Below are 15,954 nucleotides of genomic sequence, written 5' to 3' on the forward strand. Positions count from 1 at the left end.
TACTTTTTCTAAAAATAGGCATAATAAAAAGACCTACTTAGTTTGTCAGGCTGCCCTCTTGCTTAAAAACAAAAAAGCCCCCTGAATAAGGTGGTCTTTAGACCTCCTTCGCTTTAGCCGACGAAGTTAGCTGACGGGTAGGATGGCGAAAGAGTTTCTCATCCCTTCTGGTTCCCCAGAATTAACCCCCAAAAATTGGTTCCTCCGTTCCTGAATAAATCAGGATTAAGCCGTCTATTTACTTATTCTGTTATTCTATTTCGTTAATTAGTATTTGTAAATAGCCAATTTCATGTAATATTCCGCTGAATTTATAGGTTTTTTTTGCTTTTTCATTAATTATCTCTTAATTTCTCATTTTTTCTCTTTATTTTACTTTTTAATGCCTATTTTTTTTACTATTGACATTATATAAAATGCAAGTAATATAATGTTCATGATTTAGATAGAAATATGTAAATAGATCCGGGGGTTTTGGGGATGGCTAATTCTAAGAGGAAACTAGAGGCTGAAATCAGCTCAGCATTTATTAAATTTCAGAGAGAATTACTTGGACGTGGTCCACAGGAAGCAAAAACATACATCGTACAGGACATGGTCATAACACGCTTCAAAGGCGTATTAACCACCGAGGAGAAGCATCTTGTAACCCACGACACAGGCAGAAAACTAGTAAAGCAAATGAGACAAGTCTTACGTGAAATGTATAGTCATGATTTTGAAAAAATAGTAGAAGAATTTACAAAATGTAAGGTCTTATCTAGTCATAGTGATATTAGTACAAAGATTGGAGAAAGAATTGAGGTTTTTATTGTTGATAAAGATTTAGAAAAATCTCTTGAAGACTAACTTAAAAAGCTCTACCTCTCAAGTAGAGCTTTTTCCTTTATTGTGACCCATAGAAAAATTAGTAATGCTACTGATAGTACATAAGAAACGTAACTTACACTAGGAAAGGAAGCTTGATTTTTCACACCAATCCCAATCAAAGCCCAAATAAAAACTAAAACATAATAAGGGTCTTTTTCCTTCATGTAAAAATTCTCCGCCAGTAATGCAGCAACCCATAGCATAATAAAGGTCCACACAATATGTGTTATCCCCCAGCCATTCCATTGAATAAAAACCAGATAATAGCTGATATTTGCAATCAAGGCTACACAAATCCATCCAAGATAGATGGAGAAAGGGATTACATCTATCTTTGGAGGGTGAAAGCTTTTTACTTTCTTGTATAGAAAAATAAGTGTAATCAAAAAAGCTAACATGACTAAAACCGTATAGAAAAAGTACTCATAATGCCATAAAAAAAGCCACAGGATATTTAGAATACAGGTAAGCAGAAAAAGTCCACTAGTAGTTTGGTAAAGAGGGAGATTTCTTCGGTACTTCGGCAGCTGTCTGAGCACCCAGATAAAAAGGAATAAGTAAATGATTCCCCAAATACTAAAGACATAGCCTGCCGGTATAAATAACACATTCAACCTATTTGATATTTCTCCAGTAGTCTGTCCGTTAAGTGGTAACGTATTAGCTAATATATTCACTATAACTACCAATAAAAGCCCAAGGAAATTCAAAGCGCACCGAATCATTCGACTCCCCCTTACTTTTTGATTAAATTGTATGCTTCTAAAGCTCTTTCTCTTGCAAAAGAGTGTTCAACAATTGGGAAAGGATAGGATGTACCTAGCTCCACCCCTGCCTCACGGAGAATCTCTTCAGGTACTGTCCATGGGCAATGAAGATATTTAGCTGGCAGGTGTTTTAATTCTGGTACCCATTGTCGAATGTAAGCGCCAGCCTCATCAAATTTTTGTCCTTGGGTAATGGGATTAAATATTCTAAAGTACGGTGCTGCATCAAACCCACAGCCTGATACCCATTGCCACCCCATTGAATTATTGGCCAAGTCTGCATCAAGCAGTGTTTCTTCAAACCACGAAGCCCCTCTTTGCCATGGTATCAATAAATGCTTTACTAAAAAGGAGGCCGTTACCATTCGGACCCGATTATGCATCCAACCGGTTTCCCATAATTCTCGCATCCCTGCATCAATTATTGGATAGCCCGTTCTTCCTTCTTTCCATGCTGAAAATTCAGCCTCCCTCTCCTCCCATGGGAAAAATAAAAATTCCTTACGAAGGGGAGAATCAATCATTTCAGGGAAAGAAACTAGCTGATGATACCCAAATTCTCTCCATACTAATTGTCTTAAAAATCCATCAATATCTTCCTGCCCATTGCTAGAACCAATTTTCTCTTGTTCCTTTAATTGATGCCATATCCATCTCGGACTGATTTCTCCCCAGGTTAGATGAGGGGACAACCTGGAAACATGCTGAACATATGGATAGTCCCTTTTTGTAGAATATCCCCACAGCCTTTCCTCAATAAATTGTTCACACTGATTGATTGCCCCCTTTTCTCCTGGCAACCAGTATTCTTTCAATTTTTTATACCAAGCTATAGTAGGCAATAAATCTAATTCATCAATATTTAAAGTTTTAACTTTGTCATGTGCACTTGAAAGCGTAGCGGGTAAGATTTTGGGTAGTGGAATGGGCATCTGTAAACATTTCTTCCAGAAAGGAGTAAATACTTTATAGGGCTGCCCTTGATTATTTATTATTGATAAAGGTGGAAATAACAGATTCGAATGAAAGGCTTTTACCATTATTCCTTCCTTTTCTAGCGTTTCTTTAATCTGTTGATCACGTAATCGGATCTCTGGTTCGTATCTTTCATTAAAGAACACAGCCTGAGCTCCAGTTTCTTCAATCAGCTCCTTAAGTATTGAAAGGCTTTTCCCTTTTCGAACAATTAACTTTGAGCCCCGGTCTTGTAATGCTCGGTCTAATTCTATCAGGGAATGGTGGAGCCACCAGGAAGCAGCTTCAACAACTACCTTTTTTGTTTCTTCCTCAGGCGACCAGATAAAAACAGGAACAATACTTCCTTGTTCCATTCCTGACCATAATGCTAAATTATCTTGAATTCGCAGGTCCCTGCGCAACCAAATGATTGTTTTTCTATGTTGCATCTGTCTCTCCATCCCGTTTTATACTACTAATACCTCATCCAATGTATGAGTTAAGTGAATATACTGTAGCTGGCTTCTGTTTGCCAGATATGTTACGGCTCCAGGTCCCCCTATGTAAAACTGGGTTTTTTTACAATCAGAGGCAAACCTCTCAAGCTTAGTTAATATCGCTGGGTCCTGTTCGAAAGGAAAAGTCGTGGTAGCCGACAAGATGACTTTATCTGGCTCCAATTTTTGAATCGTCTTTTCAATTGATCCTTCAGCTGGAGATGCCCCTATTAAGACCGTTTTCCACCCCTTTAACATAGCTTGAATCAAAAGGATTAGCACCGGAACTTCATGTTGTTCATACGGCAAACAGGCACCTAAAAGGGTCGGTGAATTTTCCCTGTATTTAAAATTCCTTCTTAATTGAACAAGAAAATCTCGTACGGTAAGACTTGCAAGCGATTCCTGATATTCTCCCCATTGCCCCTTTTCCCATCGATTCCCAACTTCATGTAAAAAAGGGATCACGACAGATTGAATGAAAAAATCTAATCCCTTTTGGTGATAGGCCTGCTGGAGAATTATATTCATTGCGGCTTCGTTGCAGTGGGTGCCTTCCTTCAGCAAATCGAGAACAAATTCGTTTAACTCTTCATATTGATTCTTCTTTTTCCAGCCAGCATCCAGTAAACTTTGATCAGAAGGGGAACCACCTTTCTCTACAAGATAGGCTGCTTGCTTGACTGTATGTCCCTGGTCTACTAATCCTTTTACTTTTAATATTGTATTAATATCTGCTTCACTATAAATTCTGTACCCATTTTCTAATCTTTCAGGATTAACAATTTGATATCTCTCTTCCCATTTTCGAATTACCTGTTTTGACAATCCGGTAATTTCTGAAACTTGTTGGATCGAATAGGTTGAATTTTCGATTTTCATTTCTCTTTATGTCATCCTCTCGGCATGTTGGAAAAAACTTCTCATGACTATTTAGTCCAGTATATACCAAGCCACAACCTTGTACAACGCCAGAAAAACAACTATACAAACATTTGACATACTTCCTTCATCCAAAGTTAATAAAAGAAAATCCATAGTGATGGAATAAGGAAATGAGGACATTCATTGGAAAAACTACAGATAAATAAAGCTGTACTTGCTGGGTTGATTTCTGGTGTATTTTTGGGCCTATTTTTGAAAGTGGTTGAAAAGACTACTTCTCTTAAGGTTTATACATTATTATTAAATGTGGATTATGTTCCTATCATTCAACGTTTTGAGGTTTCTGAGATCATTGAATTTAGTATCCACTTATTTATTTCTGTTGTATTGAGCGTATGTTTACTATTTTTACTTAACAAAAAATATATCCCCACCAAAAAAAGAATCCTATTCATTACCCTAATTTGTTTAGTTATCGGGATCTTTCTGTATCCTACGACCCTTTTATCAGACCGCACACCTTCAATATCCAATCTTCCGGCTTTAGGTTTTTGGCTTTTGGGTCATTCCCTTTATGGTGGGATGTTGGGTTTCCTATTAAAAAAATAGTTAGAGAGTGCTTAATAGGTGGATCTTACTAAGCTTCAATAGAGTGAACCTCATTTTGGCTGGATACTTGAAGAGCTGCCAAAAGTATCATTTTCTTTTTCTTGTCACTCACAATCGCTCTACTTGTATACACTTGGTATTCATTATGTCTTACTGCCTCCATAATGGCTGCATAATAACCTGCAGCTAGTTTAATAGAGAAGGAACTCTTTTCAGGATAGGTATCAATGTTTTCTAACCCCTTTGAAAACCAATCCTCAGCCACATTCATCAGACCCGTCAGCATTCGCTTAAAGCGAAAATTGACCACGTTTGTCTCAAACTCCTCTTGTGTATAATGATATTGCTCCATCCATTCCTTAGGAATATATCGGCGTCCTTTTTGTTGATCTTCTCCTATATCCCGGATAATGTTCACAATCTGCATCGCTTTTCCAAGGTACACGCCCGCAAGTTCTACCTCACTCGAAGGTTGATCATGAAGAACAGGAAGAAGCATCTCCCCCACAGAACCGGCGACTCTTTCACAATATAATTCGAGCTCTTCCATTGTTTCATAGTTTGTTAGGGTCGTATCCATTTTCTGCCCGGATATCTGCTTATAAAATGGCTCTTTTGAAATAGGGAAACTACTAAACAGCCAACTTAAACAAGGCCAGATAAAATGTCCTTCTGCACTATCTAAATGATCAAATAATGTTTCAAGTTCACTCAATGTATAGGGTGAAGATTCTGGCTCATCAACAGAATCATCAATCATTCTACAAAAAGCATAAATAACAAACACCGCTTCTTTTCTTGGTGAAGGTAAAAAACGAAAAGCCGTATAAAAGCTCGCAGAATGCTTCTTCATCAATTCCTCACAAGCAGAGATTAAGTTCGAATCAATCACGTTCTAAGCTCCTTTTTTATTAGCTCACTTAATAGTCGCGCCCCCTGTAGCACGATTGGAATCCCCCCACCAGGGTGAATCGAGGCTCCCACACTGTACAATCTATCAATCTTAAACGGAGATAACTGCGGTCTAAATCCTCCTGATTGAAATAGATTAGGAGCAATCCCAAAGCTCCCCCCCTGATATAATCCGTCACGAATAGAATCTGCCGGGGTACGAATCTCCATCCATTCCACCGCTTCATGCAAACCGATAAAGTGCTTTTCTGCTTTCATTAAAACCTGCTCAGCTAGCATTGGTCCTGATGTTTCCCAATCGATCTGATCTCCTGACGGAACTGGAATTAAGAAATATAGAACACTTTCCCCAGGTGGAGCCGCTTCATCCTCCAGTGCAACCGGATTAAACACATAATAGGATGGGTCTTCAGGTATTTGTTTTGTCTTAAATACTTGAGCCATATTCTTTTCAAAATCTTTCGGCAAAAAGAACTGATGAGCTTTTGCCTTTGGAAATCGCTTTGATACACCAAGGTAAATCAACACACAGCCGGAAGAAGGTTGAAATTTCTTTTCCTTTTTCTTTTTTCCCACCATTGAATAAAGATTAGGAAAATCACCATTAAAAATAACTGCATCGTAGAAAGTCGTTTCGTTATTCACAGACAACCCTTTGCATACACCCGCTTCAATGAGGAGGCGATCCACTTTTGAATGGAGATTAATTTTAACTCCCTGTTCTATACATGCTTTTTCTAGAATGGGAATAAGACTCCCGTACCCTCCCTTTAAGTACCAAATACCATGGGCATGCTCACTATAGGAAACTAATCCGTATAGGGCCGGCACCTCATATGGCGAACCACCGATATACAAAGATTGTAAGGAGTAAGCCTCTTGAAGATTAGGATGAGAAAAATAAGAGGCATTAAAATTCTTTAAGGTTTTGTATGCTTTGGATTGTGCTAATAGTTTGATATTTTCTATGGTTAGAAAATCCTGCTTGCGTTTAAATGTCTTGCTCAAAAAAGCTTCCATCCCTAATTCGAAAACGTTGGACATATCTGAAAGGTATTTTAGAAGATTCTTTGACTCCCCAGGAAACTTCTGCTCCAATTCTTTAAGCTGTGTGGGCAAGTCTCTGTACTTCGTATACGTTGACCCATCATGAAAATGAAGATCATATAAAGGCTCGCATGGAATCAATGGAATATCTTCCTTCGAAATTCCAGCCTCTTCTAAAATACTTAATAAAAGCTCCGGTAAAAGTACGATGGTCGGTCCTTGGTCAATTTGGTAACGTCCGTTTCCTTGGAAGGTCAATCTTCCACCCAGGTATCCTTCCTTTTCATAAATGGTTACTTGATGGCCTTGTTTTGAAAGCAGCAAGGCAGATACCAAGCCTCCAACCCCAGCCCCCACAATGCCTATTTCCATAGTACGGGCTCCTTCCTGTCTGAGGAATGTTGCTTTTCCTTATAGAGGTTATTTTTCACATATTGCTGGTTTAATAGAGTGGCACTGATTTTGGCTGATTCAAAAATCGTTGGTAAACCGCTGCCAGGATGTGTTCCTCCCCCTACTAAGAAACAATGATTCACATCCTCAAATTTGTTATGCGGACGGAAGTACATCATTTGACTTAGGTTGTGAGCAAGACTAAAGGTAGCTCCTTTATAGACATACATTTCATTTTGCCAATCAAGTGGAGTAACGATTTTTTCCACCTCAATATAGGATCTAATATCATGTAATTCAGGTTCTAATTCTAAACGGGACAAAATCTTTTCCCTTACTTTTTGCTTCTCTTTTTCCCAATCAATATCTGCCTGTAAATTAGGAACTGGCATGAGCACATATAGAGCTGACTTCCCTTTTGGTGCAAGAGTTGGATCAAGCCTTGAAGGATTATGGACATAAATAGATGGATCCTCAGATAACTTCATTTCTTTGGTCATCTCATCCACATTCTGTTTATAGTCATCGGCAAAAAGAATCATGTGGTGCGGCAAATTTAATGGTTTATTTATCCCCAAATACAGCATAAAGGTGGAGCACGAGAGTTTCTTCTTTTCTAGATTTTCCTTACGGTATTTCTTTAAATCCCTTTGCTTGAAAAGGTTAGTTGCTGCATGCCCGAAATCAGCATTAATAATGACATCATCTGAAGGCACCATTTCCCCATTTTCAAGGAGAACTCCCACTGCCTTTTTCTCTTTTACCACTACTTGCTTAACACCCGTTCCGGTATGGATTTTCCCGCCATACTCCTCGATAACTTGTGCCATTGCTTCACAAAGCTTATTCACCCCTCCTATTGGATGAAACAAACCAAAACGGTGTTCTAAATAAGAGAGAATAGTAAACGTTCCGGGACATTCCCAAGGTGACATGCCCAAATATTTTGCCTGGAAGGAAAAAGCCCATTTCAACCTTTCATCATTGAAATAGTTTGATAATCGGCCATATACCGTATCAAGAGCATTTAATTTTGGGAAGGCAGATACCATATTTCTTGTTATCAGATCAGTTAATTTTGTAAATGGCTGTTGAAGCAGTTTGGTTACCCGGTCAAACTTCTCTCCTTCTATCTTCATGAATTGATCGTAACTTGCTCCATTACCAGGGAACTTATTTTCAATTTCTTGTATCATTTCCTCGTAATTACGAGTAGGTGTAAAAGATAAGTCTTTAAATTTTAATGTATATAATGGATTAATCTCCTGTATCTGAACGTAGTCTTGTAATTGGCGTCCTGCCATCTGAAAGATTTCTTCCAGAATATCTGGCATCATAAAAAAGGTGGGTCCTAAATCAAAGTTGTACTCACCCAAGGTTAATCTGGAAGTCCTCCCCCCTATATATGACTGTTTCTCATAGACCACTACCTCATAACCCTTGGCTACAAGCAGCATAGAGACAGCTAACCCACCTGGTCCTGCTCCGATGACAGTTACTTTTTTACTCCTGCTCAAGTGTCGCCACCTCCTTTATCAGTTTATTTAGATTATACACATCGTATAACTTTTGTACAATGTTTTTGATTAAAAATTATACATATTTATTTTCACTCAATGTCCTAAAAAGCCTAAAATTATATAGAAAACTCTTTCAAAGTAATAAAATCTCGTACAACGTTTGTATAATCTTCATATACAAAAAAGTCTCTTCCACTTAAATGGAAGAGACTTTTTGCATTATATATAAGTACAGGTTGACTTGCTTATCGCTCGCACGCCCAATTATCTTTATCCCTATCATGCCTTGCATCATAGGCAGGATTTGTAGATGGTACCCTATTTATACACCTTTTCCATCACGTTTTTAAAGTTTTCATCTATTTCTTTTTCGTTGATTGTTAACAGCTCTCGATCAAACATGACCCATTTACCATCAATCATCACATGCCGAATGTTTTCTTCCTTTGTTTCAAATAACAAGTTATGGACAATTGTAGAAAATTCATCGCTATTAATCTGTGGAATCATAGGATCCTTTTTAATAAACACCAGATCCGCTTTGTACCCTTCCTTGATTGCTCCTAGATCATTCTGCAGATATGCCTTTGCTCCATTGACAGTTGCCATTTTAAAAATATCTTCCGCCTGGAAACGATTAAATGGACTGCTTAATTTTAATAAATAATAGGCAGTTTTCATCGTTTCCCAAATATCTACGCTAGCAAAATCAGTTCCAAGGCAAACATTTACACCCTTTACAAGCATTTTACTTACAGGTGCCACACCAGCGCCTGACCACAAATTCGAATTAGGGCAGTGGACGACAGATGATTGAGTTTCGGCAACGAGTTCAATATCCTTCCCACTCATATGTACTCCATGATAAAGAACAGTTTTATCATCCAACAGCCCCTTCTCTTTATATAACTCTATTGAAGACCTTTCAAATTTTGCGTAAATGATATCTCGTCTCCAATCATTCTCCATACAGTGAGTCATGTAAATCGTGTCATACTCATTTTTCGTCTGAACGCAAGCATCCAACGATTCTTCTGTAATATCTTCCTCTTCTAGCAAGTGGGTTCCGAAAGATACGTTCCCCACCTTTTTTTGGTAGTAATTCTTTATCTCTTTATGGGTATCTAAAATTCCACGCATACCTATTTTATCAATCGCTCCGGCCACTAAATCAGGCCAATAGGCCGGTTCATTTTCACTAACGAAGGTAATTCCTTTCTTCACCATCTCTGCGTTTGCCTTTAAGCAGACCCATTCATATTCCTCGCTTGATAATTTGTCTAAGTTCTCAAAGAATTGTGTTTGTATCCTTCCTTGCTGACTATCATTACACCAGGATTCAATCTTCATCTCTCTAGCAATTCCTTTCGCTAATAAGGAATACCCATGGAAATGCGCGTTAAATAGGCCAGGAATAATGATATAATCCTGACAATCTATTATTTTATCTTCATTAACTACTTCGTTTTCACAATCAACCTTGATGATACCATCATCAATGAAAAGATCACCATTCACCAAATTACAATTTTCGTCTAAGTAACTAGCATTTTTAAAAAGCATGTCTTCACTCCATGTATTAATTTTCCATACTTACCAAACAATTGTACATCAGATAAGCGGTTCAAAACTACTTTTCGAACTTTTTTCGAACATTCTCTAATCTAAGTGGAATCGCCAAAATTCTCCGCATTATTCTACAAATTTCTATTCTAGTCATTGATATATTTTAAGACAGTACGAGGGTAAAAAAATTTATCTATATGGGGGGGAAGTTTTATGGCAGTAGAAGAAAAAGCACTTGAACAAAAGCAAATTGCCTCTATGATTGAGCGGCTTGCCCGAAAAGGCGAACAGGCATTAAATTTATTCCGCACCTTAAATCAAGAAAAGGTAGATCAAATTGTTAAAAGTATGGCTCTCACTGCTTTAGAAAATCATGATAAGCTCGCTAAAATGGCTGTAGATGAAACCAATCGAGGCTTATTTGAAGATAAGATTTCAAAAAATTTGTTCGCTACGGAGATGATTTATAACAGTATCCGGAACCTAAAAACTGTAGGCATTATTAGAGAAAACGAGCATGAAGGTACATATGAGCTAGCTGAACCCGTCGGTGTAATTGCGGCGCTTGTCCCCATTACGAACCCTACATCGACAGTCATTTATAAATCACTCATTTCACTCAAGACAAGAAATCCAATTATATTTTCTTTTCACCATTTGTCTCAAAAATCAGGGATTGTAACAGCACAGCTCCTGAGGGAAGCTGCGATTAAAGCGGGCGCCCCTGAAAATTGCATTCAATGGTTAGATGAGCCCTCCCGTGAAGCCATTCATTCTCTCATGAGACATCCAAAAGTATCACTCATCCTTGCTACTGGGGGATCAAGTATGGTTAAGGAGGCTTACAGCTCCGGCAAACCTGCAATTGGGGTCGGTCCTGGCAACGTCCCTTGCTATTTTGAAAAAACAGCCAATGTGAAGAGTTCTGTCCAAGATCTGCTTCTATCCAAGACATATGACAATGGGATGATTTGCGCATCTGAGCAGGCCCTCATTATTGATAAAGAAATCTATTCGGAAGTCATTACTGAAATGATGGCTAACAAGTGTTATTTTCTTAACGAAACTGAAAAACAACAATTGGAACATCTAGCGATAAAAAAAGATACTAGTTCCCTTAACCCAATGGTTGTTGGGTTACCCGCCTTTAAAATCGCCGAAATGGCGGGTATTGAAGTTCCGTTAGAAACGAAGGTACTTGTGGTTGAATTAGAAGGGGTTGGACCAAAATCCCCCCTTTCCTGTGAGAAATTAAGCCCGATCCTTGCCTGCTACAAGGCAAATAATGTGGAGGAAGCTTTCGATCTTGCTGATCAGACATTAGAATATGGCGGACTAGGTCATACCGCTTCCATCCATACTTCAGATGATAGAATTATTGAACAGTTTGCGATGAGAATGAGAGCAGGAAGGATTATTGTTAACACACCATCCGCTCAAGGAGCAACGGGTAATGTATATAATGATTTTCTACCTACCCTAACTCTTGGCTGCGGTACCTATGGTGGAAACTCCGTCTCAGTCAATGTAAGTGCCACGCATTTACTAAATATTAAAAAGGTGGCAAAGAGAAACATCAATTCCCAAGTCCTAAGAACTCCACCACAAATCTATTATAAAAAGAACTCCATCCAGACCTTAGAAATTATTCCTGATATTTCAAATGCATTTATAGTAACTAGTCCAAGCTCTATCAGAAATGGCTATGTAGATAAGGTCATTCATTTTCTAAAAAAACGACCCGATTTTAAACATTTTGATATTTTTTCAGAAGTGGAGCCTGATCCAAGTATTGAAACCGTCCAAAAGGGAGCAGAATGTATGAGACATGCCCAACCGGATGTCATTATTGCTTTGGGAGGCGGTTCTGTCCTTGATGCAGCGAAGGCCATGTGGCTCTTCTACGAATATCCTGATACTAACTTCGATGCATTAAAACAAAAATTCTTAAACCCAAGAAAACGCGTAGTCACCTATCCAAAATTACGAGGTAAAGCAACGCTTATTGCCATTCCAACGACCTCTGGAACAGGTTCTGAGGTGACTTCCTTTGCAGTTATTACGGATAAAAAAGCAAATATAAAATATCCTCTATCAGATCCTGAACTCTTACCGGATATTGCTATTATTGACCCGCAATTTACGATGACAGTACCTAAGCATATTACCGCTGATACCGGGATGGACGTATTAACCCATGCACTTGAAGCGTATGTTTCAGTTGTCGCAAATGATTTTACAGACGGTCAAATTATCAAAGCTATTCAGCTTGTGTTCGAATACTTGCCAAGAGCTTACCATGATCACACTGACGCTCTTGCAAGAGAAAAAATGCATTATGCATCAACCATGGCTGGGCTTGCTTTCAACAATGCGTTTTTAGGAATAAATCATAGTCTTGCTCATGCATTAGGCGCTGAGTTCCACATTGCACACGGGCGAGCAAATGCAATCTTCCTGCCACATGTCATTCGTTATAATTCGAAAAAACCTACAAAGTTTACACCGTTCGCAGGTTACGAACATTTTATCGCTGACCAGCGATATGCTGAGCTTGCTAAGATGCTTGGTTTGCAAGCTCGAACAACGGAGGAAGGGATCGATAGTTTAATTGGAGCTATTATCAACCTAGCTAAAGAGCTAGACTTGCCATTGAGCATTGAAGAATGTGGTATAAACTATTCTGAATTTGAAAATAAAGTTGACCTATTGGCCTTACAAGCATTTAATGATCCAGATACGAATGTCAATCCGAAGCGCCCGCTAACTAGGGAATTGACAGAGATTTTACGGCAAGCCTACAAAGGGATTTAACCGTAAAGAACAAAAGGAAGGGGCATTTGAATTAGCCTCTTCCTTTCTTACAGTATACCTTCAATTATTCAGCTAGTGCCCGGTAACGTCCACTGAAATAAATTAGAGGCTCGGCATCCCCGATGTGAATAGCTGTCACTTTTCCAATCAACAAGGTATGATCTCCTTCGATATGTTCTGCCGATACTTCGCAGGCAATCTGCGCAACCGCCCCTGCTAATACTGGTTTTCCATCTAGATAGTCAAACACTACTTCTCGGTGCTCCTTAATCTGCCCAGCAAAAATCATTGAGAGTTCTTGTTGGTCGGCAGCTAGAATATTGACAGTGAACTTCTTACTCTTTTTTATTTTCTCAAGAATTCGAGCTTTTTCAGCTACAGAAATGACTACAAGCTTCGGATTAAGTGAAACGGACATAAAAGCGTTAGCTGTCATGCCATGTACATCATCGTCTACCTCTGTAGCTACTACAGTTACCCCTGTCGCAAATTTCCCCATAGCGTTTCTAAACTGACGATCATCCATTTAATCTCCTCCACTTCATCCGCCAAGATTGTAAAGAATGATTCCAAAACAGGCAGTAAATAACAAAATATTTAATCCCAACCCTATTAATGCTCCTTGACCTAATCGTTTCCTCCCCTTTGCAAAGCTTACAATTGGTATCACAATAATGGCGACTACTGCTATACATACATAGGCCATAAATATAGGTGAAACTACCAGTAATATGAATATGCCTAAAAGGTAAATACCCATGCTCAAACCAATTCCAAGCCATAAATCTTTTAATGACCCATCCTTCTGGGTCTTTTGGTTATGAGTCATTCCTTGTTCTCCCCTCACCTTTGTTATTCGGCATTTATGAAAGCTCTAGCCTCTAACTCTGCTTGAATTTTCTTTAGTTCCTGCTCTTTCTCATCGCGATAAAATAAATTGTACGTATCAAATGGGATGATTCTACCATCTGGATGAGCGATATGAACGCAGGATTTTTTAACGGATCGCACATCAAAATTGTACGCATCTAAAAACTGCATAATGATGACCCGAAATACGTTATCATAGCCAATTTCTCCTGGCATAGATACTTTTGGCAAACAGCAGAGTAAATCCTTTAGGGAGAGTGAGGCAGAATCGGGTGAATGATTTAAAGAAAATAATTTAAAAATCATATTTTTGATATTGTCATCCTGTTCAAAAACAATGGTATTGCGTTCGCCTTCTAATAAAATATTAGGATCAATAAGGCCAGTTAATGGTGTTGCTTCGCCGTTCATTTTTAATGCATACCCCATTGCCAAACAGTCCGGGTGGCAGGGAACAGGAATAATATCCTTTGAGCCAAAAACATTGGATTGTTCAATGATCATCTGTCTTACTTCACTAAGTGTAAGGCGATTTGTCGCTGGGTCGTATTCTTCCAATCTCCCTGCAGCCTGAATCGGTTGGAAGGTAACTCCTCGAACACATTTCTGTTTTAACCCATATTGAATAATTTTGCCGACCTCATGATCATTTAAGCCCTTCTTTAAGGTTACAACCAAGGTTGTAGAAATATTAAATTCATTTAAATGTTCAATTGCTTTTTTTCTTACATCCCTTAAATCTACCCCTCTTAATTCTTCTAGTGTTTCTCTTTCAAAGCTATCAAACTGGAGATAAATTTCAAAACCAGGAGAGTAAGTGGCAAGCCTTCTCACAAACTCTTTATCTGTTGCCATGCGAAGACCATTGGTATTCACCATTATATGTCGGATCGGTCTTGATTTTGCCATATCAAGGATGTCAAAAAAATATGGATGGATGGTGGGTTCCCCGCCACTGATCTGAACAATATCTGCGTGTCGTTCATTTTTAATGATATTATCGAGCATGAATTCAATTTTCTCTAAGCTTCGGAAGCTTCCTTTTTGAGGAGAGGATTCCGCATAGCAGATGGGGCATTTTAGGTTGCATCTTTCCGTAATTTCTAAAAGCGTCAAACAGCTATGCTGTTCGTGGTCAGGGCAAAGTCCACAATCATATGGGCAGCCATATTTAATAGGTGTATTCCATCGGTATGGCATTTCCGATGGTTTAATAAACTCACGACACCATTTATAATAAGCGACATCAGTTGAAATCAAGACCTTCTCCCTACCGTGCTTCATACAATGCTTCACAAGGTATACCTTTTCATTTTCAATAATCACTTTCGCTTCTACCTTTCGCAGACAGGTAGAACAGATACTGTTTGTCAGTTCATAAAATAAATAGGGACGGTTAGGCATGAATTTCTCTCCTTTTTTCGGTTTGTTTTTTACTGATCAGCCATATGTAATACATAATTCCTAGTAAACTAGCAAGTTGGATATTATTTAGAATCCAGTAAGGATGTGGAGTTGGTTTGATAAAATCAATCATTAGGCGAAAGAAAAGATACCCTAGCATAAATAATTGAAATAAAAGACCTTCCCACCCTGACTGTTTTCTTTTTAAATATAGAAGAAAGAAGATGAGGATGCCTAAGAAAGCGATTTCATACAATTGAGTGGGATGGCGAAGAATACCATCTCCAAAATCTACGCCCGTTGCCCATGTGGTTGGAACACCATAGGTATGATCATCTAAACCAGTTAAGAAGCAGCCAATTCTTCCAATCATCATTCCAACAGAAAGAGGTAAAACGAAATCATCCCCCGTTGAACGCGTCCATCCGATGCATTTCTTAGCTGTCTCCACCCCAATTAAGCCGCCTAACAAGCCGCCCACAATTGTTTTTCCCTCTACTAAATAAATTAGGTTATTCCAGTTTTCCAGTGTCTTCACCGGATCTTCTAACCAATAAAGAAGTTTTGAACCTATGGCAGCACCTAATGTTGCACCAACTACCACCCAAAGTGCTTTATCAATAGGTATTCGTTCCTTATTTCTTGTATATAAATACACGCGAAATCCAATAAAATAGGCTAAGGATTCAAAAATCAAATGCGGATGCACACCAAAAATATAGAAAGGGAAATTCATCATCTACTACTCCTTTCTTTACTATATTCTTCCATGATGATAAATATATTAACACAATTTTTCAAAAAAACTGTAAATTTTTACGAAAATACATATCATTTCAGTAA

15 protein-coding genes and 1 riboswitch are annotated in these 15,954 nt (G+C 38.4%); of the genes, 3 read left to right on the top strand and 12 right to left on the bottom strand.

Going from position 1 to position 15,954, the window contains the following annotated elements:
- Positions 1–100: 100 nt before the first annotated feature.
- A riboswitch (cyclic di-AMP (ydaO/yuaA leader) is annotated at positions 101–242 on the bottom strand.
- A 238-nt stretch (positions 243–480) separates the two neighbouring features.
- A complete protein-coding gene (locus RCG25_RS17550; RefSeq protein WP_308080110.1) occupies positions 481–849 on the top strand; it encodes a Na-translocating system protein MpsC family protein in 369 nt (122 codons plus the stop codon).
- Between the two features lie 11 nt (positions 850–860).
- On the opposite strand, the gene RCG25_RS17555 is transcribed toward RCG25_RS17550, so the two are convergent.
- The 3 genes from RCG25_RS17555 to RCG25_RS17565 are packed head-to-tail and all read right to left on the bottom strand — an operon-like array spanning position 861 to position 3,973.
- Positions 861–1,595, bottom strand: a complete 735-nt coding sequence (locus tag RCG25_RS17555; RefSeq protein WP_308080111.1) for a tryptophan-rich sensory protein — start codon at positions 1,593–1,595, stop codon at positions 861–863.
- 11 nt (positions 1,596–1,606) lie between these two features.
- Positions 1,607–3,043: a cryptochrome/photolyase family protein gene (locus RCG25_RS17560; protein WP_308080112.1), complete on the bottom strand. Its 1,437-nt coding sequence runs from the start codon at positions 3,041–3,043 to the stop codon at positions 1,607–1,609.
- An 18-nt stretch (positions 3,044–3,061) separates the two neighbouring features.
- Positions 3,062–3,973 (bottom strand): MerR family transcriptional regulator, encoded by a 912-nt coding sequence (locus tag RCG25_RS17565; protein WP_308080113.1) that lies wholly within the window; start codon positions 3,971–3,973, stop codon positions 3,062–3,064.
- Positions 3,974–4,159: 186 nt separating this feature from the next.
- Between RCG25_RS17565 and RCG25_RS17570 the strand changes: the two genes are divergently transcribed.
- Positions 4,160–4,585: a hypothetical protein gene (locus RCG25_RS17570; protein ID WP_308080114.1), complete on the top strand. Its 426-nt coding sequence runs from the start codon at positions 4,160–4,162 to the stop codon at positions 4,583–4,585.
- Positions 4,586–4,613: 28 nt separating this feature from the next.
- Here RCG25_RS17570 and RCG25_RS17575 read toward each other — a convergent pair whose 3' ends face one another.
- The 5 genes from RCG25_RS17575 to RCG25_RS17595 all read right to left on the bottom strand — a co-directional run bounded on the left by RCG25_RS17575 (position 4,614) and on the right by RCG25_RS17595 (position 10,020).
- Entirely contained in the window at positions 4,614–5,477 is an 864-nt protein-coding gene (locus RCG25_RS17575) for a phytoene/squalene synthase family protein (protein ID WP_308080115.1), read from the bottom strand.
- Positions 5,474–6,916 carry a phytoene desaturase family protein gene (locus RCG25_RS17580; protein WP_308080116.1) on the bottom strand — a complete coding sequence of 481 codons (1,443 nt, stop codon included), beginning with the start codon at positions 6,914–6,916 and terminating at the stop codon, positions 5,474–5,476. Before RCG25_RS17580 ends, RCG25_RS17575 begins: the two co-directional genes overlap by 4 nt.
- Complete coding sequence (locus RCG25_RS17585) at positions 6,907–8,454, bottom strand: phytoene desaturase family protein (protein WP_308080117.1); 1,548 nt, start codon at positions 8,452–8,454, stop codon at positions 6,907–6,909. Before RCG25_RS17585 ends, RCG25_RS17580 begins: the two co-directional genes overlap by 10 nt.
- Positions 8,455–8,702: 248 nt before the next feature.
- The gene (locus RCG25_RS17590; protein WP_308084213.1) at positions 8,703–8,783 is read right to left on the bottom strand and encodes an excalibur calcium-binding domain-containing protein; all 81 of its coding nucleotides are present in this window, start codon (positions 8,781–8,783) and stop codon (positions 8,703–8,705) included.
- The gene (locus RCG25_RS17595) at positions 8,776–10,020 is read right to left on the bottom strand and encodes an amidohydrolase family protein (protein ID WP_308080118.1); all 1,245 of its coding nucleotides are present in this window, start codon (positions 10,018–10,020) and stop codon (positions 8,776–8,778) included. Before RCG25_RS17595 ends, RCG25_RS17590 begins: the two co-directional genes overlap by 8 nt.
- 216 nt (positions 10,021–10,236) lie before the next feature.
- Here RCG25_RS17595 and adhE point away from each other — a divergent pair, with 216 nt between their 5' ends.
- Entirely contained in the window at positions 10,237–12,837 is a 2,601-nt protein-coding gene (adhE, locus tag RCG25_RS17600) for a bifunctional acetaldehyde-CoA/alcohol dehydrogenase (RefSeq protein ID WP_308080119.1), read from the top strand.
- A 64-nt stretch (positions 12,838–12,901) separates the two neighbouring features.
- Here the strand turns inward: adhE and RCG25_RS17605 are convergent, their stop codons facing one another.
- From RCG25_RS17605 to RCG25_RS17620, 4 genes are read right to left on the bottom strand one after another with little or no spacing between them, the layout of a single operon-like run.
- A complete protein-coding gene (locus RCG25_RS17605; RefSeq protein WP_308080120.1) occupies positions 12,902–13,363 on the bottom strand; it encodes a flavin reductase family protein in 462 nt (153 codons plus the stop codon).
- A 15-nt stretch (positions 13,364–13,378) separates the two neighbouring features.
- On the bottom strand, positions 13,379–13,666 hold the full coding sequence (locus RCG25_RS17610; protein WP_308080122.1) for a hypothetical protein: 288 nt from the start codon (positions 13,664–13,666) through the stop codon (positions 13,379–13,381).
- Positions 13,667–13,689: 23 nt separating this feature from the next.
- Entirely contained in the window at positions 13,690–15,111 is a 1,422-nt protein-coding gene (locus RCG25_RS17615; RefSeq protein WP_308080123.1) for a radical SAM protein, read from the bottom strand.
- Positions 15,104–15,850, bottom strand: a complete 747-nt coding sequence (locus RCG25_RS17620; protein WP_308080124.1) for a prolipoprotein diacylglyceryl transferase — start codon at positions 15,848–15,850, stop codon at positions 15,104–15,106. Before RCG25_RS17620 ends, RCG25_RS17615 begins: the two co-directional genes overlap by 8 nt.
- Positions 15,851–15,954 lie beyond the last annotated feature (104 nt).

It is taken from the genome of Neobacillus sp. PS2-9, from assembly GCF_030915525.1.
Lineage (GTDB): Bacteria > Bacillota > Bacilli > Bacillales > Cytobacillaceae > Neobacillus.

Coding starts and splice junctions, on each gene's coding strand:
- RCG25_RS17550 (WP_308080110.1), top strand. CDS start 481: ATGGCTAATTCTAAGAGGAAACTAGAGGCTGAAATCAGCTCAGCATTT.
- RCG25_RS17555 (WP_308080111.1), bottom strand. CDS start 1,595: ATGATTCGGTGCGCTTTGAATTTCCTTGGGCTTTTATTGGTAGTTATA.
- RCG25_RS17560 (WP_308080112.1), bottom strand. CDS start 3,043: ATGCAACATAGAAAAACAATCATTTGGTTGCGCAGGGACCTGCGAATT.
- RCG25_RS17565 (WP_308080113.1), bottom strand. CDS start 3,973: ATGAAAATCGAAAATTCAACCTATTCGATCCAACAAGTTTCAGAAATT.
- RCG25_RS17580 (WP_308080116.1), bottom strand. CDS start 6,916: ATGGAAATAGGCATTGTGGGGGCTGGGGTTGGAGGCTTGGTATCTGCC.
- RCG25_RS17595 (WP_308080118.1), bottom strand. CDS start 10,020: ATGCTTTTTAAAAATGCTAGTTACTTAGACGAAAATTGTAATTTGGTG.
- adhE (WP_308080119.1), top strand. CDS start 10,237: ATGGCAGTAGAAGAAAAAGCACTTGAACAAAAGCAAATTGCCTCTATG.
- RCG25_RS17605 (WP_308080120.1), bottom strand. CDS start 13,363: ATGGATGATCGTCAGTTTAGAAACGCTATGGGGAAATTTGCGACAGGG.
- RCG25_RS17610 (WP_308080122.1), bottom strand. CDS start 13,666: ATGACTCATAACCAAAAGACCCAGAAGGATGGGTCATTAAAAGATTTA.
- RCG25_RS17615 (WP_308080123.1), bottom strand. CDS start 15,111: ATGCCTAACCGTCCCTATTTATTTTATGAACTGACAAACAGTATCTGT.
- RCG25_RS17620 (WP_308080124.1), bottom strand. CDS start 15,850: ATGATGAATTTCCCTTTCTATATTTTTGGTGTGCATCCGCATTTGATT.